At 43.8% G+C, this 26,279-nt stretch carries 22 protein-coding genes and 2 tRNA genes; 8 read left to right on the top strand and 16 right to left on the bottom strand.

Translation table 11 applies throughout. The annotated features are described in order from the left end of the window. Positions 1 to 80: 80 nt before the first annotated feature. Positions 81 to 155 (bottom strand) — tRNA-Val (locus QZ076_RS06785). A 237-nt stretch (positions 156 to 392) separates the two neighbouring features. Between QZ076_RS06785 and purB the strand changes: the two genes are divergently transcribed. The 3 genes from purB to asnS all read left to right on the top strand — a co-directional run bounded on the left by purB (position 393) and on the right by asnS (position 4,799). After that, entirely contained in the window at positions 393 to 1,736 is a 1,344-nt protein-coding gene (gene purB / locus QZ076_RS06780) for an adenylosuccinate lyase (RefSeq protein ID WP_293711594.1), read from the top strand. A 59-nt stretch (positions 1,737 to 1,795) separates the two neighbouring features. Next, the gene (locus QZ076_RS06775; protein WP_293711592.1) at positions 1,796 to 3,325 is read left to right on the top strand and encodes a pseudouridine synthase; all 1,530 of its coding nucleotides are present in this window, start codon (positions 1,796 to 1,798) and stop codon (positions 3,323 to 3,325) included. 67 nt (positions 3,326 to 3,392) lie between these two features. Next, positions 3,393 to 4,799: an asparagine--tRNA ligase gene (gene asnS, locus QZ076_RS06770; RefSeq protein WP_293711590.1), complete on the top strand. Its 1,407-nt coding sequence runs from the start codon at positions 3,393 to 3,395 to the stop codon at positions 4,797 to 4,799. Positions 4,800 to 4,876: 77 nt separating this feature from the next. Here the strand turns inward: asnS and QZ076_RS06765 are convergent, their stop codons facing one another. Then, on the bottom strand, positions 4,877 to 5,347 hold the full coding sequence (locus QZ076_RS06765; RefSeq protein ID WP_075556119.1) for an Lrp/AsnC ligand binding domain-containing protein: 471 nt from the start codon (positions 5,345 to 5,347) through the stop codon (positions 4,877 to 4,879). A 145-nt stretch (positions 5,348 to 5,492) separates the two neighbouring features. Between QZ076_RS06765 and QZ076_RS06760 the strand changes: the two genes are divergently transcribed. After that, positions 5,493 to 6,041 (top strand): GNAT family N-acetyltransferase, encoded by a 549-nt coding sequence (locus QZ076_RS06760; protein WP_293711587.1) that lies wholly within the window; start codon positions 5,493 to 5,495, stop codon positions 6,039 to 6,041. A gap of 67 nt (positions 6,042 to 6,108) precedes the next feature. Here the strand turns inward: QZ076_RS06760 and QZ076_RS06755 are convergent, their stop codons facing one another. The 8 genes from QZ076_RS06755 to QZ076_RS06720 all read right to left on the bottom strand — a co-directional run bounded on the left by QZ076_RS06755 (position 6,109) and on the right by QZ076_RS06720 (position 11,281). Continuing rightward, positions 6,109 to 6,576, bottom strand: coding sequence for a biopolymer transporter ExbD (locus tag QZ076_RS06755; RefSeq protein WP_293711585.1), 468 nt, complete (start codon positions 6,574 to 6,576; stop codon positions 6,109 to 6,111). A gap of 2 nt (positions 6,577 to 6,578) precedes the next feature. Then, positions 6,579 to 7,166, bottom strand: a complete 588-nt coding sequence (locus QZ076_RS06750; RefSeq protein WP_293711583.1) for a biopolymer transporter ExbD — start codon at positions 7,164 to 7,166, stop codon at positions 6,579 to 6,581. A 32-nt stretch (positions 7,167 to 7,198) separates the two neighbouring features. Next, positions 7,199 to 7,672, bottom strand: a complete 474-nt coding sequence (locus QZ076_RS06745) for a hypothetical protein (RefSeq protein ID WP_293711581.1) — start codon at positions 7,670 to 7,672, stop codon at positions 7,199 to 7,201. Between the two features lie 9 nt (positions 7,673 to 7,681). Then, complete coding sequence (locus tag QZ076_RS06740) at positions 7,682 to 8,428, bottom strand: MotA/TolQ/ExbB proton channel family protein (protein WP_293711578.1); 747 nt, start codon at positions 8,426 to 8,428, stop codon at positions 7,682 to 7,684. Between the two features lie 80 nt (positions 8,429 to 8,508). Beyond that, positions 8,509 to 8,596: transfer RNA gene (locus QZ076_RS06735), tRNA-Ser, on the bottom strand. A 150-nt stretch (positions 8,597 to 8,746) separates the two neighbouring features. Beyond that, positions 8,747 to 9,532 (bottom strand): TatD family hydrolase, encoded by a 786-nt coding sequence (locus tag QZ076_RS06730; RefSeq protein ID WP_293711575.1) that lies wholly within the window; start codon positions 9,530 to 9,532, stop codon positions 8,747 to 8,749. A 4-nt stretch (positions 9,533 to 9,536) separates the two neighbouring features. Further along, positions 9,537 to 10,511: a polyprenyl synthetase family protein gene (locus QZ076_RS06725; RefSeq protein WP_293711572.1), complete on the bottom strand. Its 975-nt coding sequence runs from the start codon at positions 10,509 to 10,511 to the stop codon at positions 9,537 to 9,539. 80 nt (positions 10,512 to 10,591) lie between these two features. Then, positions 10,592 to 11,281 (bottom strand): energy transducer TonB, encoded by a 690-nt coding sequence (locus QZ076_RS06720; protein ID WP_293711596.1) that lies wholly within the window; start codon positions 11,279 to 11,281, stop codon positions 10,592 to 10,594. A gap of 217 nt (positions 11,282 to 11,498) precedes the next feature. On the opposite strand from QZ076_RS06720, the gene porQ reads away from it, so the two are divergent. The 4 genes from porQ (at position 11,499) to pfkA (ending at position 15,171) form a co-directional block, all read left to right on the top strand. Next, on the top strand, positions 11,499 to 12,500 hold the full coding sequence (gene porQ / locus QZ076_RS06715; protein WP_129729534.1) for a type IX secretion system protein PorQ: 1,002 nt from the start codon (positions 11,499 to 11,501) through the stop codon (positions 12,498 to 12,500). Positions 12,501 to 12,519: 19 nt separating this feature from the next. Further along, positions 12,520 to 13,209 (top strand): (d)CMP kinase, encoded by a 690-nt coding sequence (gene cmk, locus QZ076_RS06710; RefSeq protein WP_293711567.1) that lies wholly within the window; start codon positions 12,520 to 12,522, stop codon positions 13,207 to 13,209. 12 nt (positions 13,210 to 13,221) lie between these two features. Beyond that, on the top strand, positions 13,222 to 14,094 hold the full coding sequence (locus QZ076_RS06705; protein ID WP_293711564.1) for a 4-hydroxy-3-methylbut-2-enyl diphosphate reductase: 873 nt from the start codon (positions 13,222 to 13,224) through the stop codon (positions 14,092 to 14,094). 96 nt (positions 14,095 to 14,190) lie between these two features. Continuing rightward, positions 14,191 to 15,171 (top strand): 6-phosphofructokinase, encoded by a 981-nt coding sequence (gene pfkA / locus QZ076_RS06700; protein ID WP_075556130.1) that lies wholly within the window; start codon positions 14,191 to 14,193, stop codon positions 15,169 to 15,171. A gap of 73 nt (positions 15,172 to 15,244) precedes the next feature. Here pfkA and meaB read toward each other — a convergent pair whose 3' ends face one another. The 6 genes from meaB to QZ076_RS06670 all read right to left on the bottom strand — a co-directional run bounded on the left by meaB (position 15,245) and on the right by QZ076_RS06670 (position 25,686). Beyond that, positions 15,245 to 16,339, bottom strand: a complete 1,095-nt coding sequence (gene meaB / locus QZ076_RS06695) for a methylmalonyl Co-A mutase-associated GTPase MeaB (RefSeq protein ID WP_293711559.1) — start codon at positions 16,337 to 16,339, stop codon at positions 15,245 to 15,247. A gap of 84 nt (positions 16,340 to 16,423) precedes the next feature. Beyond that, positions 16,424 to 17,536, bottom strand: a complete 1,113-nt coding sequence (locus tag QZ076_RS06690) for a DUF1573 domain-containing protein (RefSeq protein ID WP_365324853.1) — start codon at positions 17,534 to 17,536, stop codon at positions 16,424 to 16,426. Positions 17,537 to 17,565: 29 nt separating this feature from the next. Beyond that, complete coding sequence (locus QZ076_RS06685) at positions 17,566 to 17,943, bottom strand: DUF1573 domain-containing protein (protein WP_293711553.1); 378 nt, start codon at positions 17,941 to 17,943, stop codon at positions 17,566 to 17,568. Between the two features lie 50 nt (positions 17,944 to 17,993). Then, positions 17,994 to 23,636: an alpha-2-macroglobulin family protein gene (locus QZ076_RS06680; protein WP_293711550.1), complete on the bottom strand. Its 5,643-nt coding sequence runs from the start codon at positions 23,634 to 23,636 to the stop codon at positions 17,994 to 17,996. 704 nt (positions 23,637 to 24,340) lie between these two features. Then, the gene (locus tag QZ076_RS06675) at positions 24,341 to 24,838 is read right to left on the bottom strand and encodes a dihydrofolate reductase (RefSeq protein WP_293711548.1); all 498 of its coding nucleotides are present in this window, start codon (positions 24,836 to 24,838) and stop codon (positions 24,341 to 24,343) included. Positions 24,839 to 24,891: 53 nt separating this feature from the next. Beyond that, the gene (locus QZ076_RS06670) at positions 24,892 to 25,686 is read right to left on the bottom strand and encodes a thymidylate synthase (RefSeq protein WP_293711545.1); all 795 of its coding nucleotides are present in this window, start codon (positions 25,684 to 25,686) and stop codon (positions 24,892 to 24,894) included. Positions 25,687 to 26,279: the final 593 nt, after the last annotated feature.

The raw sequence follows: 26,279 nt of genomic DNA, 5'->3' as shown, positions 1-26,279 counted from the left end.
GCCGACCCTCTGCTTGTAAGGCAGATGCTCTGAACCAGCTGAGCTAAACGCCCAAGTTGAAATCAATTGGATATGAAAGGTGGGCGTTGACGGATTCGAACCGCCGACCCTCTGCTTGTAAGGCAGATGCTCTGAACCAGCTGAGCTAAACGCCCTTTCATTACTTCAGTAAGTTTTGTACGCCTTATCTCTCTAAAGCGCTGCAAAGATACGGCTTTTTTTATTACCTCCAAATGTTTCGGCAAAAAAATAGAAAAAAAGTTCATTCCTGCCCTTTAGTCTGAAGAAATATAGTAACTTTGCATTCTATATTATTAATGTACATGAAGTAATCGATATCATTGGCATATCGCCCGAACACTCAGGGTTATAGGTGTATAAACTAAATGAATATGATATTTTCGACACTAACTGCCATATCTCCCGTTGATGGGCGATATAGAAATAAAGCCGAAAACCTGGCGGCTTACTTCTCAGAGTATGCACTTATCAAGTATAGAGTGCAGGTAGAGATAGAGTATTTTATTACTCTTGCTGAGTTCCTTCCACAGTTAAATAGCCTTGCTACAGTGGAAAACAAGGAAGCATTGCGTAAAATTTACCAGGAATTTTCTATAGAAGATGCAACACGTATCAAGGAGATCGAGAGCGTAACCAACCATGACGTAAAAGCTGTAGAATATTTTATCAAAGAAAAATTTGACTTGCTGGGTTTACAGGATTATAAAGAATTCATTCATTTCGGACTGACATCGCAGGATATTAATAATACTTCTGTGCCTTTGTCGATCAAAGATGCGTTGAATGAAGTTTATTATCCGGGTATACAGGAAGTGATAGACATGCTGAAGAAGTATGCCGAAGATTGGAGCAACGTTTCTATGCTGGCCAAGACACACGGACAACCGGCTTCTCCTACCCGTTTGGGAAAAGAGATCATGGTATTCGTTTATCGCCTGGAACAGCAGGTGGCTTTGTTGAAATCTATTCCCGTATCTGCTAAGTTCGGCGGTGCAACCGGAAACTTTAATGCACACCATGTGGCGTATCCGGCCTACGACTGGAGAGCTTTCGGTAATAATTTTGTGAATGAAGTGCTGGGACTGAGCCGTGAGGAATGGACTACACAGATTTCGAACTATGATAATCTGGCAGCTATTTTCGATGCTCTGAAGCGTGTGAACACGATATTGATCGACCTGAACCGTGATTTCTGGCAGTATATCTCTATGGAGTACTTCAAACAGAAAATCAAGGCTGGGGAAGTCGGTTCGTCGGCAATGCCTCATAAGGTGAACCCCATTGATTTTGAAAATGCGGAAGGAAACCTCGGAATGGCCAATGCAATTCTGGAACACTTAGCTACTAAATTGCCTATCTCTCGTTTACAGCGCGATTTAACAGATTCTACCGTATTGCGTAACGTCGGTGTGCCTTTGGCTCATATCGAAATCGCATTCAAAAGCTTAACAAAAGGGCTGGGTAAACTGTTATTGAATGAGAACGCTTTATATCGGGATTTAGATCATTGCTGGGCTGTCGTTGCGGAAGGTATCCAGACGATATTACGTCGCGAAGGATATCCGAAACCTTACGAAGCCTTGAAGGCCTTAACCCGTACGAATGAAGGAATCACTGAAAAATCGATCAGTGACTTTATCGAAACGCTGCAGGTTAGTGATGCAGTGAAAGCTGAATTAAAGGCGATTACGCCGCATAATTATACAGGTATTTAGTGTGAGAATAAACGTAGCCGTGAGGTTACCAATTAATTAATTATTATTAATTTACAACAATGAGCACAGAAGAAAGAGAAGAATCTCAACCGCGTCCTAGAAAGGTGATACCAAGTATCAGACGGGAAAACACAGATCAGGAAGGTGAAAGAAAACCTTACAATCAAGGTTACAACAGACCTGAGGGAAACAACTATGAACGGAGACCATATAATCGCCCTAGCCGGGATGACCGCGGCGGTTATAATTCTTATGGTGATAACCGCTCATCTTACGGAGACCGCCCGAGTCGTCCCCGTACGTATGACAATCGCGAAGGTGGTGGTTATAACAGCAGACCTTCTTACAACAACCGCGACAACAATCGGGGTGGTTATAGCAATAACCGCGAAGGAGGTTATAATTCGAATCGTGAGGGAGGCTATAGTTCTAACCGTGAGGGCGGATACAATCGCCCTTCTTATGGCAACAATCGTCCTTCTTACGGAAACAATGATCGCTCTTCTTATGGAAACAACGATCGTTCTTATGGTGGTGGTAGCGGCTTCAATCGTCCTTCCCGTCCTAACTATGACGAAAGACCGGGCAGAGCCTATTCTGCTTCTCCGGAAGGGGATGCTGCAGGCGACGGCATGAAGAAAAGAAGACCGAGAGTAGGCGACACTCGTGTCAACTCTTACGACTCTCGCGATAATCGCGGTGGCGGCAGACCTTCATACGGTAACAATAATCGCGGTGGCGGATATGGAAACAATGGCGGTGGATACGGAAACAGACGTCCGCAGCAACGCCGTACAAACGATTATAACCCGAATGCCAAGTACAACTTCCAGAAACAGTTGAAGTATAAAGAAGTACTGGCAGATCCTAACGAACCGATCCGTCTGAACAAGTTCTTGTCGAATGCAGGTGTTTGTTCACGTCGTGAAGCTGACGAATTTATTACAGCAGGTGCTGTGAAAGTAAATGATGTAGTGGTAACCGAACTGGGTACTAAGATCACCCGTCAGGATAAGGTTGAATTCAACGATAAACCGGTGCAGATCGAAAGCAAGGTATATATCGTACTGAACAAACCGAAAAACTGCGTAACTACATCCGACGATCCTCAGGAACGTCTTACCGTTATGGATCTGGTGAAGAATGCTTGCCAGGAACGTATCTATCCGGTAGGTCGTCTTGACCGTAACACAACCGGTGTATTGCTTCTTACTAATGATGGCGACTTAGCTTCAAAGCTGACTCACCCGTCATTCAAGAAAAAGAAGATCTATCACGTTTGGTTGGATAAGAACGTTTCTATCGAAGACATGGAAAAGATTGCTAACGGATTGGAGCTGGAAGACGGCGAAATCCATGCAGATGCAATCAGCTATGCCAGCGAAGACGACAAGAGCCAGGTGGGTATCGAAATCCACTCGGGACGTAACCGTATCGTACGTCGTATCTTCGAATCACTGGGATACCATGTAACGAAGCTGGATCGTGTATACTTTGCCGGACTGACCAAAAAGATGCTCGGACGTGGAAAATGGCGTTACCTGAACGAACGTGAGGTGAACGCACTCCGAATGGGCGCTTTTGAATAATATTAAGATTAGCCGGTAGTCAATACCGGCTATCTTGTTTTGATTATCTAAGAATAAACATATAAACATGGAAACAATTACTAGAACAAAAATTGTAGATGTACTGAAGAGTGAAGCTTACGGTACAACCGTTAACGTGAAAGGATGGGTGCGTACCCGTCGTGGTAGTAAACAGGTTAGCTTTATTGCGCTGAATGACGGTTCTACAATAAATAATGTTCAGATCGTTGTGGATGTGGAAAAACTGGGTGAAGAATATCTGAAACCCATTACTACCGGTGCTTGTATCAGTGTGAACGGTATACTGGTAAAATCTCAGGGACAGGGACAGAGTGTAGAGATTCAGGCTACTGAAATTCAGATTTACGGTACAGCCGATCCTGCTACTTATCCGTTGCAGAAGAAAGGACACTCGTTGGAGTTCCTGCGTGAGATAGCTCATTTACGTCCGCGTACTAATACGTTTGGTGCAGTGTTCCGTATCCGTCATAACATGGCGATCGCTATCCATAAGTTCTTTCATGAAAGAGGTTTCTTTTATTTCCATACTCCGATCATTACTGCTTCAGACTGTGAAGGTGCCGGACAGATGTTCCAGGTAACGACAAAGAACTTGTATGACCTGAAGAAAGATGAAAACGGCGCTATTATTTATGACGACGATTTCTTCGGCAAACAAGCAAGTCTGACAGTGTCAGGACAGCTGGAAGGTGAATTGGCTGCCATGTCTTTAGGTTCTATTTATACGTTCGGACCGACATTCCGTGCAGAAAATTCCAATACTCCACGCCACCTGGCCGAGTTCTGGATGATCGAACCGGAAGTTGCTTTCAACGAGATCGAAGAGAATATGCAGCTGGCTGAAGACTTTATCAAATATTGTATACAATGGGCTTTGGATAACTGTATGGACGATATCCAGTTCCTGAACAATATGTTTGATAAGGAACTCATAGAACGTCTGCAATTTGTCCTGAAACATAACTTTATCCGTCTGCCTTATACGGAAGGTGTCAAGATCCTGGAAGAAGCAGTGGCTAAAGGACATAAGTTCGAATTCCCGATCTATTGGGGAGCCGACCTTGCTTCAGAACACGAACGTTATTTGGTGGAAGAGCACTTTAAATGTCCTGTTATTCTGACTGACTATCCGAAAGAAATCAAATCTTTCTATATGAAGCAGAATGAAGATGGAAAGACGGTGCGTGCTATGGACGTATTATTTCCGAAGATCGGAGAGATTATCGGTGGTTCACAGCGTGAAGAGGATTATGAAAAACTGGCAAGACGGGCTTCAGAAATGGGTGTGCCTGAAAAGGATATCTGGTGGTATATGGATACCCGTCGTTTCGGTACAGCACCTCATTCCGGCTTTGGTCTGGGATTTGAACGTCTGTTGTTATTTGTTACGGGCATGACAAATATTCGCGACGTGATTCCTTTCCCGAGAACTCCGAAGAATGCAGAATTTTAATAAGCATCCCGGCTTTTAGGGCCGGGAATCTTCAGTAATAAAAAAGGACTTTTCTTGTGGAAAAGTCCTTTTTTATTTTATTCATCATCCAGATCGATCGGTATCTGTCTTTTAAATGCTTCTTTGAAAGAGATCAGCGATTCTGTACGGGCTAATCCTAGCGGCTGAAGTTTATTGTGGATGATATTCAGTAAATGCTGATTGTTTTTTGCGTATATTTTGATGAACAGGTCATATTGTCCCGTCGTGTAATGGCATTCCACTACTTCCGGAATCTTCTTTAATGCCTCTGTAACGGTAGGGAACTGCCCCGGTGATTTAAGGAATAATCCCATATAAGCGCAAGTCTCATATCCGACTTTTGTATTATCGACGATAAATTCAGAACCTTTGATGACCCCCAGGTTCGTAAGTTTCTGAATTCTCTGGTGTATGGCTGCTCCTGATACATTACATTCTCTGGCTACTTCCAGAAAAGGCATTCGGGCATTCCCTATGATCAGTTTTAATATTTTTTCATCCAATTCATCAAGTTGATGGTGTGCCATAATTTCTGTATATTTGTATTTCAGTTATTCTGTATGTTACATTTAAATACAAATATAGTCAAACTATAATGATTAGATGCTATAATTCGTCCAATTATTTTATTTCGTAAGTTTTCTTTTATTAATCAATCAATATTATAAGAGTATGAGTTTAAGTGCGGTAATCGAATGCAGGCCGGTAAAAGATTTTTCCGATCCTTTGTTGGATAAAGTAGAAAAGACATATAACGATTCCTTTCCGGAAGCCGAACGACGGGTATTTTCACTGGTGAAAGAACTGGTAAAAGAAGAGCCCCGCTTTACTGTATATACATTGTTCAAGAACGGAGCTTATGCGGGTTTTATTACTGCCTGGCAATTTGAGTCTTTTGCTTATGTGGAGCATTTTGCAATCGATGAGTCAGCGCGTAACGGTGGGATAGGAGCAGAGGCTATGAAGCAGTTTATGGCCTTGTGTGATGTTCCTGTGATATTGGAGGTGGAAATACCTTCCGAAGAGATGAGTAAACGCAGAATCGGCTTCTATGAACGTTTAGGATATGCTTTGGATAATCATGTCTATTACCAGCCTCCTTATCGTCAGGGAGAAGAGTTTCTGGAAATGCGTTTGATGTCTTATGGTAATATAGATCTGCAACAATCTTTTGAAGAGGTAAAAGATTGTATTCACCGTTATGTATATGGTGTCAAATAGATTCGGTTTTATCCCAATAAAAAAGGCAGAACTTTTAGTCCTGCCTTTTTCTTTATTATAGAATTAATTAATCCACTTTTTGTCTTGCAGAATAACTAATCTTCAATGCGTATGCTTCACGAAGCGCCTGTTTTACGTCTGTAATAACACCCATCTTGGTTTCCTTATCCGCCTTGATAGATACAGTCATAAACGGCTGATCTTCCTCTTTCATACTTGACTTTTCCTGTGCAATGTAATCTTGAATCTCATCGACATCTGCGATCTGATCGTTCAACTGCAGACGAGTTTCAGTACCCATTTTTGCTCTCAGTTCCTGAGTCGGTTTACCTACATAAATGAATGTTACCAGCGATTTCTTTTCCAGTTTCTGAAGCTCTGTAGCTTGAGGAGCCTGGAATACTACTTTCAAAGTAACTTCACGCATAGACGTAACCATCATGATGAAGAACAAGAAGGCAAATACCAAGTCAGGTAATGATGAGGTATTTAATTCGGGCATTTCTCTTCCGCCAGCTTTACTAAATTTTCCCATTATTATTTGCCTCCATAATTTTTAGGTTCTGCTTCTGATATCTTCTGAGGATAGATCAGCTGCACCGCCTTTTGTTGTTCATCTTCCAAATCTGCAAAAGCTTTACCGAATTTTTTTCTGGCAACATCGTCTCTCAGTTCGTTATAGGCTGCTGCCAATTCGTTCTGAACGTCGATATAGGCCTGATATTCTGTTCCGCGGTCGTTCTGTAAAGATATAACGTGATTTTTCGTTACCATCATTTTACCATAGAACGGTACGTCCACTTCTGTCTTTTCAGGTTTGTGTTCGTCGTTATAAGGATTCTCAATGAATTCTTTAACCTTTTCTTTCAATTGCTTAATATCGATGAACTGGTTGTCGCAGAGAATTTGGTTGTTACTGTTGATAAGTACCACCAGGATATTTCTCTTTTTGATATCCATTTCTTCATTTTTCTTCTGGTCTTTGGGTACAGGAGGCGGTAAACGTCTTGCCAAACCTTTATCTGTATCCATTGATGTAGTAATAAGGAAGAAGATAAGCAACATGAAAGCAATATCGGCCGAAGAAGAACCATTGATACCCGGTGTCTTTCTTTTCTTACCCATTTCTTTCTTGTTTGATCAATTCGTTATTACTATTATCTATTAAGCATTCTTTTTACAGAACCCCAAACAACTGCAGCAATGATTAAAATCATCAAGACAGCTGTAGACTGAATCCACATGTCTGTTACTTTTAACCATAAAGGAATGTTGTAGGTTTGAGAATCAGCATTTAATCCTTTCAACGGAGTAGCATCACCCATAGAATAAGTGATGAATAAAATTGCAGCAAAAACAACAACAACAATCAAAGATGCTATAGCTGATTTTGCATTAGTCTGGAGCAAAGTGATAAATTGCCACAAAGCAAACAGTATTGTACTGATAATAGTGACAAAGAATAAAACAGATGTCCAGTTAATCAATAAACCGGTGTAAATCGGTTCTTTCATTTCTGCAGCAGCGTCAACAACGCCTCCTGCATAGAACATACCCAGAACTACGATACTGATGATCGAAACAATCAACAGTGTCCAGCTGGACATTTTTCTTATTTTAGTAACTGCCATAGGTCTGAATTATTTTTTGAATTTAAGGTTGTATTTGATAACCATATCAAGCAATGTGATAGAAGCATCTTCCATCTGGTTCAGGATAGCTTCCAGTTTGCTCAACAAATAGTTATAGAATACCTGAAGAATCAAAGCAACGATCAAACCACCTACTGTTGTGATCAAGGCCACTTTCATACCACCAGCTACAACCGTCGGGCTGATATCACCAACTTGTTCGATTTTATCGAACGCCATGATCATACCTACTACAGTACCCAAGAATCCTAATGACGGAGCCATAGCGATAAACAATGTGATCCAAGACATGTTCTTTTCCAAAAGACCACCCTGAACACCACCATAAGAAACGATTGATTTTTCAACAACGTCGATACCCTGGTCAATTCTCATTAAACCCTGATAAGCGATAGAAGCGATAGGACCTCTTGTGTCGCGAGCAATAGCTTTAGCTCCTTCTACATCACCTTTATCAAGTGCATCTTCGATACCTTTTAATAATTTACTAGCATTAGTTTCAGCTAAGTTCAGATAAATAATTCTTTCAAGGCAGAATGCCAAACCGAAAATCAAAGCGATAGCAACCAAACTCATGAAGTCTGCACCACCCTCGATAAACTTCGTCTTTAAAGACTGGTACATACCACCTTCAATAACTTGTTCAGCTCCGGCTGCAGCGTCCTGCGCGAATGCTACGGTAGAGATTCCAAGGGCACATAAACCCATGAATGTTTTTGCAAAATACTTTTTCATTGTGTGTTTAATTTTTAAGATTAATAATTCTCTTATTTGTTTTTATTTTTGTTGTTAATAATATCCTCATGGTATCTAAGCGGAGAGAGCGGGATTCGAACCCGCGATACACTTTAGGCGTATACACGCTTTCCAGGCGTGCCTCTTCAACCACTCGAGCATCTCTCCAATTTTCAGCCTTCGTCTCCTCTAAAACGAGCGCAAAATACGAAAAAAATCGCATATCCAAACGTTTCAGTGCACAAATCTAAAGTTTTTGCTTGACATATACACAATATCTGACGGAATAAATTTGGTCTTCCAGCTGAAAAAGTCAAACTACGCATGTTTATTAGTAATTTTAAATAAATCCAGTGCGTTTTTTCTTGTTATTTCCACCGTTTCATCCAATGTAATGCCATATGTGTCCGCTACCTTTTCTGCCGTTTTCCATATATATACGGGCTCGTTTCGTTTTCCTCGATATGGGGCAGGAGCCAGGTATGGAGCGTCGGTTTCGAGTACTATACTGTTAATGTCGGTAGATAAAATTGTCTCTGACAGTTTTGAATTTTTAAAGGTGATTACCCCGTTAATACCCAATTTGAATTTTTTCAATTTCTTAATTTCTTCCAGGTCCGTATTTGTGCCGGTAAAACTATGGAAAACTCCCTTTAGTTTTTCGGCTCCAACTTTATGGATACTTTCAAGAACTTCCGGGTAAGCCTCTCTTGTATGGATCGCAACCGGGAGATCGAGATCGATGCTCCATTTCAGTTGTTCTTCGAATACGATTTTCTGTTCTTTCAGGTATGTCTTATCCCAGTATAAGTCTATTCCGATCTCTCCAATACCACAATAAGGCCGTTTGCCGAGATAGGATTCCGTTTTTTTTAGAGTATCAACATAGTGCTCGTCCACACTTGTGGGATGTAATCCCATCATCGGATAGGCAAAATAGGGAAAACGGTCGCATAGGTCATGCATCCGTTCTATCGTTGTGAGATCGACATTCGGGAGAAGCAACGTGTCGATACCCGATTTCAGCGCGGCATCAACCAGTGCATCTTGTTCCGGGTCGAATTCTTCCAGGTACAGATGGTTATGCGTATCTATTAAATTCATGTGATTAAGACTGGCGATACATTAAATGGTTACTTACTTCTTTTAATATAGTTAGTTTTTCCGGCGATACATTTAATGCGGAGAGATGTTCCATTGCTTTATCGTAATATCCCTGCATTTTAGCCGTCGTGATATCTTTTAGATTTAATGTATTATATATGGCGGTGATTGTCTTGATTTTCTCAGCGGGATTGAAAGACTCTTTACCTATCCAGTCTTTTAAGGTTTGCTTTTGTTCCATGCTGGCGAGTTCAAATGCATGTATCAACAGGAATGTTTTCTTGTTGCAGATGATGTCTCCACCGATATTTTTTCCGAATGTTGCTGTATCTCCATATACATCCAGCAGGTCATCCTGTAATTGGAATGCGAGTCCGATGTTTATTCCGAACTCATAAAGATTCGTGGCGTCTTCTGTGGATGCATTTCCCATGATAGCACCTGTTTTTAAGCTACAGGCGAGCAGGACTGCAGTTTTTAACCGGATCATTTCTATATATTCCGCTTCTGTAACATCCGTCCGTGATTCAAACTCCATATCATATTGCTGACCGCCGCATATCTCGAGTGCAGTGGCAGTGAACAGGTCGAACACTTCTTTCAGATGTTCCGGTTCCGTTTTGCCGATCAGTTGATAAGCGGCGATCAACATTGCATCTCCTGAAAGGATTGCCGTGTTGTCATTCCATACCTTATGAACTGTCGGTTTGTTTCTTCTTTTGTCAGCCTTATCCATCAGGTCGTCGTGCAATAGGGTAAAGTTGTGGAAAACTTCTATTCCCAATGCCGGGTTGATCACGTTGTCTATATTTTCGCGGTATAAATTACAGGCCATTAATGCCAATGCCGGACGGATCCTTTTTCCTCCCAATGATAGAATGTATTCGATCGGGTCGTATAAACTTTTAGGGGGATATTCGAAACTGAGTTGAGAAATTTCATTTTCTATTTTTTGTAGGATCTCGTTGAAAGATAACATATCGATATTGAATTATAGATAAGACAAAATAAAAAAAGGCTGCAAGTTTACAGCAGCCTTTTTAATATGTTTAGAAGTTATTATTGTAATCTGAAAGTTACAGGTACTGTATATTTTACACGTACCGGTTTACCTCTCTGCTTACCAGGAGACCATTTCGGCATGGTATTGATCACACGCAAAGCTTCTTTATCCAAAGATGGGTCTACACCACGGATAACTTCTGCGTCTACAATAGAACCGTCACGGTTTACAACGAACGAACAAGTTACACGACCTTGAATACCGTTTTCCTGTGCAATAACCGGATACTTGATAGATTTTGCAAGGTATTTCAACAATTCACCCTGTCCACCCGGGAATTCCGGCATTGTTTCTACGACAGTGAAGATCTGTTGAGCGGATTCTTCTTCTTCTTCTACAACTGCGGGTGCCACATAAGCTTCAACCTGTGCTGAAGTCTGGTCATCTTCAGATGAGATAAGATCCACTTGATCCAGTTCCACGTCGTCATCCACAATGTTCAGTTGTTCTACTGCAGCAGGTGCTGGTGGTGGGGGTGGTGGAGGAGGTGTATCCTCCGGTCTTGTAATTTCAATTTCCTCTTCAGCGATGATATCAGCGACGCCTTCTGTTTGGACTACCTGAATATCACGGGTTCCCCATTCGAACCCAACGAATAGAACGGCTAAGCCAACAACCATACCCATCAGGATACCGAGTGTTTTGCCCCCTTCTAAGTCCGCTTTCGGTGATTTCTTAATTTCCATACTCTTATAATGTTTAAATATGTGTTTTCCAGTACGCAAAAATACAAATTATTTTATATATCAATAGAAAACCGGGAAAAATACTTCTATATTTTCGTTTTTTTTTGAACCGAAAGAAAAATAACGGTGTTTATATACCTTTTTCCTGTTTTTTCCGTTTCTGTTTATGAAATATGTTATAACCGTATTTATATCTTTGTACGCATTTGTAAAAAATATGAGAAATATATTAGCTGTATTGTTCCTTTCGTTCTTTATACAATCTGTCGCGGCACAAACCGGAGAGCAGGTGTTTACTTTTTTGAACTACCCTTCATCGACCAGGGCGAATGCTCTTGGAGGTCATACCGTGTCCCTGATAGAAAGGGATCCTTCCCTTATTTTTCATAATCCGGCTTTGCTGGGAGGTGAAATGGACGGTATGATAAACCTGAACTATATGAATTATATAGCAGACGTAAATGTAGGAAGCGCCCTGTTTACAAAGGCGTTCCGTGAACGTGGAGCCTGGGGTGTCGGAGTCAATTATTTCCATAACGGAAAGTTCATAGGGATGGATGAGCATAATCAGCCGACCGCCGATTTTACGGCAAACGATATTGCTGTCAATGGTTTTTTCTCATATGATTTATCGGAACGTTGGCGCGGAGGTGTTTCTATGAAGTTCCTCTATTCCAATTATGATATTTATACATCTTTAGGGCTTGCGGTGGATGCCGGGTTGAGTTATTATAATTCGGAGAAAGAGTTCTCTTTCGGGTTTGTGTTTAAAAATATAGGTGCACAGTTGAAACCCTACAATGATGACCGTCAGAAAATGCCTTGGGATATTCAGATGGGTATTTCAAAAAAGATGAATCATGCACCTTTCCGTCTATCCGTTACAGCTATGCATCTGAATCGTTGGAAATTCGACTATCTGGATGATACTGATCCTGACTATAAAGGCGATAACTTCGCCCAGGCATTGTTTAAGCATTTTGTATTCGGAGTCGATTATATACCTAGTGAGAATTTCTGGATTGGTGTCGGTTTCAATCCGAAGACAAAGATGGATATGAAGCTCCAGGGGGGAGGAAATGGGTTATCCGGTTTCTCGGCCGGTGCCGGCGTGAAGATCAAAATGTTCGACGTAGGTGTTTCTTTCGCCAAATATCATCCTTCAGCCATGTCGATGATGGTCAGCGTTTCTACTACACTGGCCGATTTTAAACCTTGAAAATATAATTAAAGTAAGAATGAAAAAGATAGTGATCGCCATCGATGGTGTTTCTTCAACAGGAAAAAGTACCATGGCAAAAGATCTCGCCAAAGAGATCGGTTATACATATATAGATACCGGAGCTATGTACCGGGCTGTAACATTATATTGTATACAGCATAATCTGTTCAAAGAAGACCGGATCGATGAAGAAAAGCTCGAGGCAGCAATGAACGATATCCATATATCCCTTCGTTTCAATCCGGAAACCGGACGACCTGATACTTACCTGAACGGTGTTAAAGTAGAAAAAGAAATACGCGGAATGGAAGTGGCAAGTTGGGTAAGTCCTGTGGCCACATTGGGATTTGTCCGTCGTGCCCTGGTTGCCATGCAACAGGAGATGGGTAAAGAAAAAGGAATTATAATGGATGGAAGAGATATCGGAACTGTGGTTTTCCCGGATGCAGAACTGAAAATATATGTAACCGCCAGTCCGGAGGTCCGTGCGCAACGTCGTCTGGACGAACTGAAAGCTAAAGGGGAGGTTGCTTCTTATGAGGAAGTTCTTGAAAATGTGAAAACCCGCGATCATATCGATTCGACCCGTAAGGAAAGTCCCCTGCGTAAAGCAGACGATGCGTTAGTATTGGATAACTCGCATATGACCATTGCTGAACAAAAAGCATGGTTGCTTGTTCAATATGAAAAAGCTATCTCTAAATAGGTAACAGTTACAATGATTGAAGTAGAAATAGATAAAGGCTCCGGCTTCTGCTTTGGGGTGGTGACAGCTATTGAAAGTGCAGAACGTGAACTCAACAATACCGATATATTATATTGTTTAGGGGATATCGTGCATAATAGCCTGGAGGTCGAGCGGTTGCAGGCACATGGCTTGCGGACGATCGATCATAGTGAGTTCTCTACTTTGAAAGGTAAAAAAGTCTTGCTTCGTGCTCACGGAGAACCCCCTTCAACCTATGAAATCGCCCGGCAGAACGATATTGCGATCGTCGATGCCACTTGTCCGGTAGTTCTTCAATTACAACGTAAAATACATAAATGTTATCAGGAAACCCGTATCAACAATACGCAACTGGTCATATACGGAAAGAAAGGACACGCCGAAGTGAACGGTCTTGTCGGACAGACGGAAGGAACCGCCATCGTCGTGGAAAAGATCGAAGACCTGGATCGTCTGGATTTTAACCGTGATATCTGCCTGTTCTCCCAGACGACCAAATCGCTCGACGGTTTCCGTAAAGTAGTGAAAGAGATAGAACAGCGTAGAGCTGAAAATGTCCGCTTTGAATATCACGATACAATCTGCCGCCAGGTAGCCAATCGTCTTCCCAATATCAAAGCTTTTGCATCCAGCCATGACTGGGTCTATTTTGTAGCCGGGAAGAAAAGTTCGAACGGAAAGATGTTGCTGGAAGAATGTCGTAAGGCAAATCCCAACACGATCTTCATTTCGGAAGTGAAGGAGATTACCGAACCGCTTCCGGCCGGAGTACGCAGGGTAGGCGTTTGTGGAGCCACATCCACTCCGAAATGGTTGATGGAAGAGGTGGCTGTCCGTATTCAGGAACTGAATGCCGGGCGTTGATAGAATGATTAAGATTTCATTAAGTTTCAGAGAAAATGAAAGAATGTTGGCAAATAATTATTATTTTTGCCGCGAATAATATAAAATAAAGACGCTATGTCTACTATTAAATGTATTGGCATTTTAACGTCCGGAGGTGATGCTCCCGGAATGAACGCTGCCATCCGTGCAGTGACGCGTTCCGCTATTTATAACGGGATTAGGGTTAAAGGTATTTTTCGAGGCTACAGAGGATTGATCACAGGTGAAATTGAAGAATTCAAGACTCAGAATGTAAGTAACATTATCCAGCGTGGTGGAACAATATTGAAAACAGCTCGTTGTATGGAGTTCAAAACTCCTGAAGGCCGTAAGCAGGCATACGATAAGTTGGTGGAAGAGGGTATCGATGCATTGATCGCCATCGGTGGTGACGGTACATTGACTGGAGCCCGCATATTTGCACAGGAATTCAATTATCCGATAGTCGGTGTTCCGGGTACGATCGATAACGACCTGTATGGTACGGATGTTACGATCGGATACGACACAGCCCTGAATACTATCATGGAATGTGTGGATAAGATCCGCGATACAGCTACTTCTCACGATCGTTTGTTCTTTATCGAAGTGATGGGACGAGATGCAGGCTTTCTCGCATTGAACGGTGCGATTGCTTCAGGTGCAGAAGCTGCGATCATCCCGGAAATATCTATGGAGAAGGACCAGTTGGCGGAAATGATCGAAAATGGTTTCCGTAAGTCAAAAAACAGTAGTATCGTACTGGTTGCCGAAAGTGAAGTAACCGGCGGTGCAATGGGGGTGGCCGAACGTGTAAAGAATGAATATCCTCAGTTCGATGTTCGTGTCTCTATCCTGGGACACTTGCAGCGTGGCGGATCGCCTACGGCACAGGACCGTATCCTAGCAACCCGCATGGGAGTCGGTGCCGTCGATGCGTTACTGGACGATCAGCGTAACGTGATGATGGGGATACAGAATGACCAGATCGTATACGTACCGTTCTCCAAGGCTATTAAGAATGATAAACCGATCAACCGTGATTTATTGAATACACTTCGTGTGTCTTCCATCTAAACATGAGTTGTCAGAAATAAATAACCCCCGCCGGATAGCAATCTGGCGGGGGTTATTCGTTTTAGGTTATATCTTATTTTTTCGATAAATTATCCAGGAATAAATCCATCATTCGTTTAGCTGCGACAAATGAGCTGATCTCGTTGTTTAACACCTGTTGCTCTGTCGGTATCAGCATGCCTTCAACGGCAGGATTATGATAGAATGTTTCACGTAATGTATCGTTGATACTTTCATACATCCAGTACTTGGCCTGTTCATTCCGTTTGTAATTGAAGTAGCCGTTTTTCTTTGTAAACTCCATGTATTCGCCTACCATATCCCAGATTTCCTTGATCCCGATATTGTAATAACCTGAGTAGGTCAATACTTTGGGGAACCATCCGGAATCTGCGGGCGGGAAAAGATGCAGGGCATTTCTGAACTGTGCAGCGGCCAGATTCGCTTTGTCGATATTATCGCCGTCTGCTTTATTGATAATGATACCGTCTGCCATCTCCATGATACCGCGTTTGATACCTTGCAGTTCATCCCCTGTTCCAGCCAGTTGGATAAGCAGGAAGAAGTCGACCATTGAATGTACGGCCGTTTCGCTTTGTCCGACACCTACTGTTTCTACGAATACGGTATCGAAACCGGCAGCCTCACACAAAACGATCGTTTCACGTGTTTTACGTGCCACACCACCCAGCGAACCTGCCGATGGCGAAGGGCGGATGAATGCATTCTTTTCGCGTGACAAAGCTTCCATACGGGTCTTATCTCCCAGGATACTTCCTTTGGAGCGTTCGCTACTCGGGTCGATGGCCAGTACAGCCAATTTACGTCCTTCTTTGATCAGATGCATACCGAATGAGTCGATAGAGGTACTCTTTCCTGCACCGGGTACTCCGGTAATACCGATACGAACCGATTTACCGGCAAAAGGAAGACATTTTTCGATGATTTCCTGAGCTAATTGCTGATGCTCATATTTTGCACTTTCAACCAAGGTCACTGCCTGGCTGAGGATGGTTATATTTCCTTTCAGTATCCCTTCTACAAATTCGGAAGGGGTATATGCTTTACGTTGAGGTCTTTTGAGATACGGGTTTACAGTCGGTACGTCGGCTACTCCCTTGTTTACCTTTAATCCTCTGTAAAGATCGTCGTTTTCGGGATGTTCCATAAATAATAATTATTTAATGTGCCAATATGTCAATATGCCAATCAGAAAACACATTCAGTATTGGCACATCGAATAATTGACTTATTATTTTTCTGCTGTTACTTTTATAAGGCGAACAGGGCCGTTCGGGTCGTTGCATACCACATTGATAAGCGCTTCCAGTTTTGTCTTGATTTCTCGTGGACGAACCGAAATCTTATAGGTAGCAGTCGTTCCCGGTTTAATTTCTTTTTTACCTCCGGAGATATCCACCAATTCATTATCGCAACTGATGCTGTGGATAAGAAGCGGCGACTTTCCGGTATTGGTAATATCGACAGTTCCGGTCACTTTACCTCCGATCAGAGGAATAAAACCACCTTTCTCCGGTAATTTCCCGAAGTCGAGTAAAGTACCCGATAGCTGTGCAACAGGAGCTTGTGCCTTCTCTGCAGCCGATAATTTTCCAAAGTTATCAATTATATTGGCTGCTACGTGCACTTTCCCTGAAATTTCTTTTTGTCCTATGCTTTCAATCGTTAAAGGTATCTCAGTTGTAACCCGCCCTTTTCTTTTGGTAGCCTTGGCATCCATCAATAAAGTAATTTCGCCGACTTCATCCGGTGCCAGCTGGGTAGGACGAATTTCGACGGTCAGGAAGTTGGGTACTTTACCTTGGTGGATCGTAAGAGTTGTTTTTCCTTCGTTCTTCACACTGATCTTTTCCCCTAATGTTTCATCCGGACGGATACTGCTGTATAGAACCGTTTTGGTCTGCATTTTCAGATCGCCGATGGAATAAGGGTATATAAATGTAGGCTGAAGCGGTTTCGGTGTCACGTTCCCTTTGATAGCCAGTGTATAACTGCCTTTTTTACCGTTGCTGAATATGGAGATCGTTTTGTAGAACGGGCCAGGACGTCCTTTGGGATTATAGGTCACTTTTACGTTTCCGGTCTTTCCCGGGGCGATAGGTTCTTTTGTCCATTCCGGTTGTGTGCAGCCACAAGAAGCGGTGATACGAGTGATGACCAGTGGACCGTCTCCCGTATTTTTAATAACAAAAGTATGACTGGCCAATCCATCCGCTTCAGCGATAGTACCGAAGTTGTAGGTCAGTTCATCTGCACTTATCTGAGCTCCGTTCTGTGCCGCCATATTAGCTGTTATCAGGAATATGCAGCATAGAATAAAGCCCAGTCTTTTCATATTCAGCATTCTTTGTTTTTAGTTTTGCTAGTTGTAAATTAAATGACTTCTCCCCGTATGGTCAGAATAAAACTTCCGGTTTTACCGTTGCTGTAAACTGAAATAGTTTTAGAGAACGGGCCGGGTCGTCCTTTCGGATCGTATGTTATTTTAATATCTCCGGTCTGACCGGGAGCAATCGGTTCTTTAGTCCATTCAGGAGTCGTACATCCACAGGAAGCGATTACACGGGTAATAACCAGTGGGGCTTCTCCTGTATTTTTAACTACAAATGTAGTGGATACCTTTCCGTCGGCTTCTTTGATTTGTGTAAAGTCGTGAGAGGTTTGATCTGCAGAAATAACTGCTTTTTTCTGAGCAGAAGCCATTCCTGTAGCAAGCAGGATTGCCATAAAAATAAAAATAATCTGTTTCATTTTACTTTTTATTTAGCTATTGTTTATGTTACAAAGATAGAAAATTAGAATTAAAAATTGACAGAGATTGTCTCACTTTCTGTATGCGAAACGAACTCGGGAGCGTACAGGCATTGAATTGTACTGATTCCCCCGGCATACTCGCCGCTGCGGGTTACGTAGACCGGATACTCGATTACGAACGTTCCTTCCGGCAACGAACCGAAGAAGAAGTTTTCGGAAACATCCGTCGGCGACTGGTAATAAGATACACCGTCGCTGAACATCATGCCCGAAAGCTGGTTGGCGGGTTCGAAGCAACCTGCGCGCAGGTCTTTCAGGAATACGTAATCCATTGCCCGGTCGGTGCGGATCGTCAGACGGACGATCACTTTATCGCCGATGCGAAGTGGGCGTTTTTCCGTTACCGGTTCGATCTGCAGGCCGCTGCCGCTGTTGCTTTCGATGAACAGTTTCTTTTCTACGTTGAGCACACCTTTCTGTTTATCTATTTTATTGATGTTCTCGAAGTACTGTTCGTAGACGGCTCCCCAGGCAGGCGCGTTTCCTTCCTTTCGGATGGAAATAGAATTCCTTTCGGAAGAAACTGTTTTTTCTCCCGGTAGCACTACTTTCAGATAGCCGGTGGCCGTTTCGCCTTCCGCGGTGCTGTATGTCTTGCCGTTCCAGTCCACGATGCAGGTGTTGTCGTCGTTCAGCCAGTCGCTTCCGGTAAGAACCAACGCATAGATGGCATTGACAGTAGACGTTACCGATTCCCAGTTCTGAGTGCGTTTCTGGTTCAGCAGCCATTGTTTCAGGCGGTCTGTCTCTTTCTGATCCGGTGCGAACGTGTCGAATACTTTCATCAGCAGGCAATGAGTGTCGATGGGAGAGGTGAAATAGCTGTTGCCTCTCCGGTTGTTCGCCCAGTACATGCCCTGTTCTGCCGATGTCGTTGCCGTTTTGCGCAACCAGGCGAGGATATCGTTTGCTACTGCTTTGTTACCGTTGCGGTACATCAATAGGGCGGTTTCGCCTTTGCCGGCTAATGATTGTTTACTCCAGGTCTTTTCAGCCCGGGTGGTGTAGAAACGGATAGCTTCGCGGGCATCGCCCAGTTCGGGGATATCGCGGTAAGCACTGCGTACGAACAGGTATTCCAGCTGGATATCTGTCAGTTCGTAGTTCTGCCAGTCCTTGTTGTTCTTTTTCAGCAGCTTGTAATCATCCTGTATTGCCTTATCCAGGTATTTGAGGGCTTTCATCTGCATCACCTTCTCGTCGTTGCCGAAGGGAGCGGCGTTCATTTCAATCAGTTGCGTCATGCCTTGCAGGATAAACAATGTGATCTGGCGGCTGGGATAATAGTTTTTGAACCAGCTCCATCCGCCTTCGTCCGTTTGCAGGTCGAGCAAATGTTGCAAAGCCTGTGCACGTTGTTGCTGTGCCCGGTTGATGTCGAACAGCAGCGACAGGCGTTGCTTCTGCTCCGTCTCGTTGTCGGCAGCCATCACCCAAGGAGTTTCCTGCAACAGGATGCTTTTCAGTTCCTGGTTCTTTTCCAGGTTGGAGTAAAGCGTTTCGGCTGTTCCGCCTTGTGCCTTCCATTGGTTGATGACTTGCTGTATCCGCGGATTCTCCGTTGCGATTGAGCTTGCCAGCGTGTTGCTGTAATATGAGGCAAACCAGGAGATGGCATCATCGTTGTCCGGCTGTGTGATGGTTGGCAATGCCTGGATGGCGTACCAGATCGGGTTGGCCGTCAGTTCCAGTGTCGTACGGAACGGCTTCAGGCTGCCTGAGAGCCGGATACGTTTTTCATTATCTCCCATCAGGTAGAACGGCTGGCTTTCCGTCACCAATATTTGGTTGGAAAGGACAGGGATCAGGTGTTGTTCGCCATCGCTGCCTAATTCGGAGTCGGCTACGATGCGGCAACCGATCAGATTGGTCGTTTCCGGCACGCGGAATGTCCAGAAGGCAGTCGTTATGCTGTCGGCAGCTAAGGTAAACGCCTTTTGCGACTTGGTCAGGCAGATCACCGGCTGGTTGTTTGCCGGGTCGAACAATTCCAGGCTTACCCGTCCTTCGACCGTCTCTTTCGAGTTGTTGATCACCTGCGTGCTGATGGTCACTTCGTCTCCCTGGCGCATGAAACGCGGAAGGTTCGGCAATACCATCAGCGGCTTGCTGCTGATCACTTCGCGGCTCAGCTTGCCGTATTTCATATCGGCCGTATTAGCCAACGCCTGGAATTTCCAGGTCGTATTGCTTTCCGGCAGGACGAACTCGATCATGACGTCTCCTTCTTTATCTGTCAGCAGGGACGGATAGAAGAAAGCTGTTTCATTGAAGTTCTCCCGCATTTGCTGAACGGGCAACGCTTCCGGCTGGCTGTTGCTGTCATCACTATCCTGGGCAATCCTGTCGGCATAGGCTTCTACGGTGTTTTCTGCCAGCATGCCGCCGGCACGCGAGTAGCTTTCTACTTGTGCTTCTGCTACTTCTTCTTCAGCGATAATCGGGGCAGCAGACGATTTCATCATGATGCCACCTCTATATCTGCGGATATCCATCAATCCTTGCCAGTTCAGCCGGTCGTATTGGTATTCGGGGACTTTCATCCGGTTCACATCCCCGTTTTCGTAACTGACTCTGTTATCCATGCCTGTACCGATCCGGAATGTCGGAGCTGTCAGGTAGACAGAGCGTTCGGGATTGAAGTACCAGTTAAACGGTAATATCTTATCCAGTGAAGCATCATACATGCTTGCCAATACCTCTGCTGTAACGGGAACAGAATCGGCATCCAATATGCGGAACTTCCAGCTTTCCTTATTACCCGGCAGCAGACGGTCGCGGAAGGTGACGGGCTTGATTGTCAGCTTTCTGTCCGGCTCCTGTCTCTTGATCTGTGATTGAGTCGTATATAATTTGCCTTCTTTTACAAAGGTAAAACTAGCCACTACGCCTTCACCGTAACTGTCGAGGAACGGGATGCGGAAAAGACGGTTCTCGTTATTCAACACCTCTTGTTTGCGCAGGATGCATTTGCCGTTCTGGTATAGTTCATATAATACGTGCGTGTCTTTGAGGGACGTACCGAACAGGACGCGCGCTTCTTCACCCGGCAGGCAGTTTATCTTTTCGTTTACCAACCAGATGTCTCTGAATACGGGTGGTCGTTTATCCCGCAGGCTATACAACTGTATATCCCGTTGTTCCGTAGCCGGACGGCCTTGCGAGTCTTTGGCTTCCAGCTTGATGCGGTAAGCGCCCGACGGAAGTTTTCTGAACAGCTCGTTATCCATCGCCTTGCCGGTAATGAATGTACCGGTGTCGACCCGCTCGACTTCTTTCATTTCAGGAAGCGCTTCTGCGATGTCCTTTTGCCGGTTACTGAGTTTATAAATCGAATAAGTGCCTTCCACAGTGATTCGTTCCCCATTCAACGTTTGTGCCTGCACGACCGGTTTTACCGAGTCTTTGTTGACTTCAATCGAGGGGAAATCCATACTCAGGATGATACTGCTTTCGCCTACCTGGAAAGTATAAGTCGCTTCCTGCGTCTCTCCGTTGCTATTGGTCAGGGTGGCCGTCACTACATAACTCTGGTAGGGGAAGAAGTTGTAATTCTCGGTCGTCTTTTCGGGGCGGAACTCAAAAGAGAATGTCCCGTCGCTGCCGACTGTTGTTTTCCCTTCTGCCACCTGATCGCGGGACAGGTTTCTGGAATAACTACGTAACCAGAAAGGAGCTTTGTTGATACGATAGCTTACTTCACCGCTTTGCAGTGCCACTCCCGAGAAGGTCTGCGCTTTCCCGCTGATCGTTACCCGGTCGCCGAAAGTAATCTCTCCCTTAATCGGTTGCAGTTCGACGAAGAAAGAAGGACGCTTGTATTCTTCCACCCGCACGCCAAGATTCGTATATTCGGTAGACAACGTAAAGGTGCCGTTGAGCGTTTGCTGAGGCAACGTAAATTCACCGTTGAAAGAACCGAACTTATTTGTCTTAAATTCCTTGGTGCTCACTTCTTTCCAGTTGGCATCACGCAACACGACCTTGTAGGTTTTCCCTTCTACGGCGTATGGCTCATTGGTATTGTTCATGTAAGCAATCCCTTTGAAATAAACCGTTTGTCCGGGACGATACAAGCCGCGGTCGGTAAATAACGCCAGTTGCGGACGTGTCTTTTCCGTATCCCTGTCCCAGTATGGGTAAAGCGGAGTCAGCATCGGCGATTCGTCTCCCGGACGGGAAACCAGAAACGCCATCTGGTCGCCTTTCTTCGGGAAGGTAGCGAGACCGTCTTTGTCTGTCTGAACCGTACCTTGTTTCTGCATGCTGTTGCGTTTGCCCGAATAATAGATAACGGAAGCATCGCTTACCGGCTTGCCGCTCAGATAATCCGTCACCAGCACTTCGGTGCTTCCCGAAGTCGTATTGCGCGAAACGGCTGCCAGTCGGCTGACACTGAACAGGTTGTTTGTTTTTTCTTTAATGCCTGGAGCCGAAACGACACATTCATACAGTCCCATCTGATCCATCGGGATAACGAGACTGGTGTCTACGCTTGTATAAGTATTGGGTGCGGAGAGGGAGAAAGTAACCTCTTTGACCAGTGCTCCCAACGTATTGTTATCCGAAGTGTAGACTAATGTTTGCTGAGGCGTCTTCAAGCTCTTGTAAATACGCACGTCGATACGCGGAATATTCCTGTAATTCAGACGAAGCGTCAACCCTTTGCCGGGATAAACCGTATTGTTGGTATTGACCGACAGCACAGGGTTTTGCATATCTTCCAATCTGTTTTTTATCAGACCGATACGTTCGTAGTTCGGGAAACGTGCGATGGTTTCCTTGCCCAGATTGTAAACGACTGTCTGTATCGAGTCCGTTTCCGCCTGGCTGCTTCTGCCGTAAACACTTGAAATGGCATTCAGTTTGGCTGCTATGATTTCAACGGAATAATCCTTATCCCCATATATCTTGAGCAGACTGTCGAGTGCCGACACATATTCTTTCTGTTCTTTTTCTTCATAAAGACGGTTGTATTTGAACCGCAGGTAATCCAGCGAAGCAAGCACGACCGCTTTCTTGTCCGGTTGCGTATTCAGATAAGCCAGCAATTCTTCATACAGCTCTGTGGTAGGAGCAATCTCCAATGCGCGGAACGCCAGGAAATCGTATAAGGTAGGGCGCAGGGCAGGCGTGTTCTTGCCTTCCGTCAGGATCGCCTTGAATTCCGCCACCGGTGTTTGTTGCAACAACTCTGCCGGTTGCAGGGAGGCGGCGAGTTCCTCCTTGATCTTTTGGGTAAAAAGGTTGGTCGTCCATTCGCGGATATCTTCGGGCACATATCCGACGAGGTCGGTACGCTGTCCGATCGTCCAACGGTTCTGCGTGTAGTAGAAGTTATACATTTCGGCTATCATCGAATGCAATACGGCTACCGAGGCCGTATCTGTGCAGTCGGCCGCATAGTTCTCCACCTCTTTGATAAGAGCCGGAAACTCGTCTTCGTTTACTTCCATCTTGTCTTTCATGCTGCTGATCAATGCCTTGATCAGTTGTGGCGTATTTTTGCCTTGTAATGCTTCGGTAATCATTTTACTTTCGCCTTTGGGTTGTGCTGCCCGGGTATATACGATGGCTGCAGAAACGCAACACAGTATCAGGGCAGAAATAATAATCGCTCTTATCTTCATATCTTACTGAGTTTACTAATTAAACAACGTCCTTTCCTATATAGATACAAAGAAAAGGTAAAAAGTTGTAAACTCTTTGTTAATAAGGAGTAAATAAAAAATACCCCAATAGGCATTCATGACTTCATGTCGGCTTCTGTCTCTTGATATTTAATGGGTATAAATCTGAACCCGCTCCGCTTTCGGGCTTCATGTGGGTTTCATTTAGCTTTCAGGTATGGAATGTGAACTTTCGTGTATAGACAGTTGTGAACAATCCGACCTCTCCTAAAGGTCTATATTATACCTTTAGGAGTGACCTTTTAGCAAAGAATAGCCTGATACTTAGTACAAAAGTAGTATCCTAGTAGTCTTTTGACAACTACCAAACAATATTTTGCCAACTGTCAAATAATCTTTCGGCAATAGGAAAAAGATCTTTTGGCAGTTGGCGAAAGATTAATGAGTGTCTACTTTCATCTTAGTGGTAAGTGTGTTTTGTTGTAGTTTATGCTTATGTGATTACTAATAGGTAGTATCTTCGTTAAGAGATGAATTTTCAAATGAAGGCGTTATGAACGCACGATGACAGCACAAATAGGAGGTGAGTTCATGTCGTAAGAGGCACATATCCTGCAGGTTATGGCAGTAAATGAATGCTGAAATCGCGAGGGTGAAAAAAATAGCAGAGAAGTATGTTCCCTGCTATTCTTATTTGATCGTTGTTATTTCTTACGCTTATAGGTAAGGAAGGTATACGGATAAGCATGCTTCGCGTCGGCAGGAAACTCCTGACGTTCCACTTCTTCCCACATATCCCAGTTTACCACAGGGAAGAATGTGTCGGCATCCTTAAACTCTCCGTGTACGCGTGTGATGTACATCTTATCTGCTATACGCAATGCCTGGCGATAAACCAATGCACCACCCAGAATGAATATTTCATCTTCTTTCTCACAGATATCTAATGCTGCACCCATTGATTCGCAAGCGAAACAATTTACAAATCCTGCTTCCGGCAAAGTAGTCAGGACTACATTTTTGCGGTTGGGAAGCGGCCCTTTCGGCAACGACTCGAATGTCTTACGTCCCATGATCACGGCGTGTCCTGTCGTCAAATCTTTAAAACGTCTCATATCGGCTGGCAGACGCCACAACAATTTATTGTTTTTACCGATAGCGTTGTTTTCTGCTATGGCAGCGATGATTGAAATTGTACTCATAAACTTATCGATTTATATAGTCTGTTTATATTCTATTACTGGTTGTCGAACCCTCAGACCGCCACTTCTCCTTTGATGTGCGGATGCGGGTCGTAACCGGTCAGATTGAAGTCTTCGTACTTAAAGTCGAAGATACTTTTTACATCCGGATTAATCTCCATCCGGGGAAGGGGACGCGGCTCACGGGTAAGCTGCAACTTTACCTGTTCGAGATGATTACTGTATATATGGGCATCACCCAGCGTGTGAACGAAATCACCGGCAATAAGTCCTGTGGCTTGTGCCATCATTTGTAAAAGTAAAGCGTAGGAAGCGATGTTAAAAGGAACACCGAGGAATATATCGGCACTGCGCTGATACATTTGCAGACTCAGACGTCCGTTCGCTACATAAAATTGAAAGAAAGCATGACACGGTGGAAGGTTCATGTTATCGAGATCGCCCACATTCCAGGCACTGACAATGATTCTCCGTGAGTCGGGATTGTGTTTGATCGTCTCGACGGCTTCGCTGATCTGGTCGATAGAACCGCCTTTGTAGTCTGGCCATGAACGCCACTGGAATCCGTAGATATGTCCGAGGTTCCCGTCGGCATCCGCCCACTCATTCCAGATACGTACACCGTGATCCTGCAGGTACTTTGCATTCGTATCTCCCTGTAAGAACCAGAGCAGTTCGTATATGATAGACTTCAGATGTAGCTTCTTGGTCGTAAGGAGAGGAAATCCCTCTTCCAGATTGAATCGCATTTGGTGGCCAAAGATACTTTGTGTACCCGTTCCTGTGCGGTCTTCCTTCTTGACTCCTTCGGCTAATACGCGATCTAGCAATTCTAAATACTGTTTCATTTTTATCCTTCTAGTAGCTTACAAAAGTACGAAAGGGATTTGTATTAAACAACAGGTAATTTGTAAAACGATCTGTTTTAGTCTACTGATGGTTTGAAATTGAAAGGGCGCGAAGGCTATGATTATATAAATCCTATAAATATTAAAATATGCGGCCAGAACGATTGGTGAATTTTGGATATGAATTTATTAATATTAAAGTACGTGTACGTTATTATATAGGCGTTTTAGCAGCCGGAGAGAGACCGTTTTTTTTCTATTTAACAACTATTCCTGATTGTCTGTATGCTTTGATAATTATCTGAGGAGCTGTGATTTGGACTGACTAAAAAAAACGTTCCTTTTTTTTATGCAGCAAAAATACGCATTCCTTTTGAACCTGCAACTCTTTTCAGAACTTTTTTCACTTTTCTATCTGCTTTCTTATCAGCACGATATAGAAATAAGGACCAAATAGCCACTTCTTGTTACAAAAGTAAAAGAATCTTAAACGACTGACTAGAAAAAAGGAACGTTTTAGCTCGTCAAATCGGTAATCGGCGGGTAAAAAGGATGCCGATATACAGGCATTTAACAGTTCCGTTAAAATGCTT

This window comes from uncultured Parabacteroides sp. (genome assembly GCF_905196875.1).
In the GTDB taxonomy this organism is placed as follows: Bacteria; Bacteroidota; Bacteroidia; order Bacteroidales; family Tannerellaceae; genus Parabacteroides.
The sequence above is the reverse complement of the archived record's forward strand: the minus strand, read 5'-3'. Positions and strand labels throughout refer to the sequence as shown.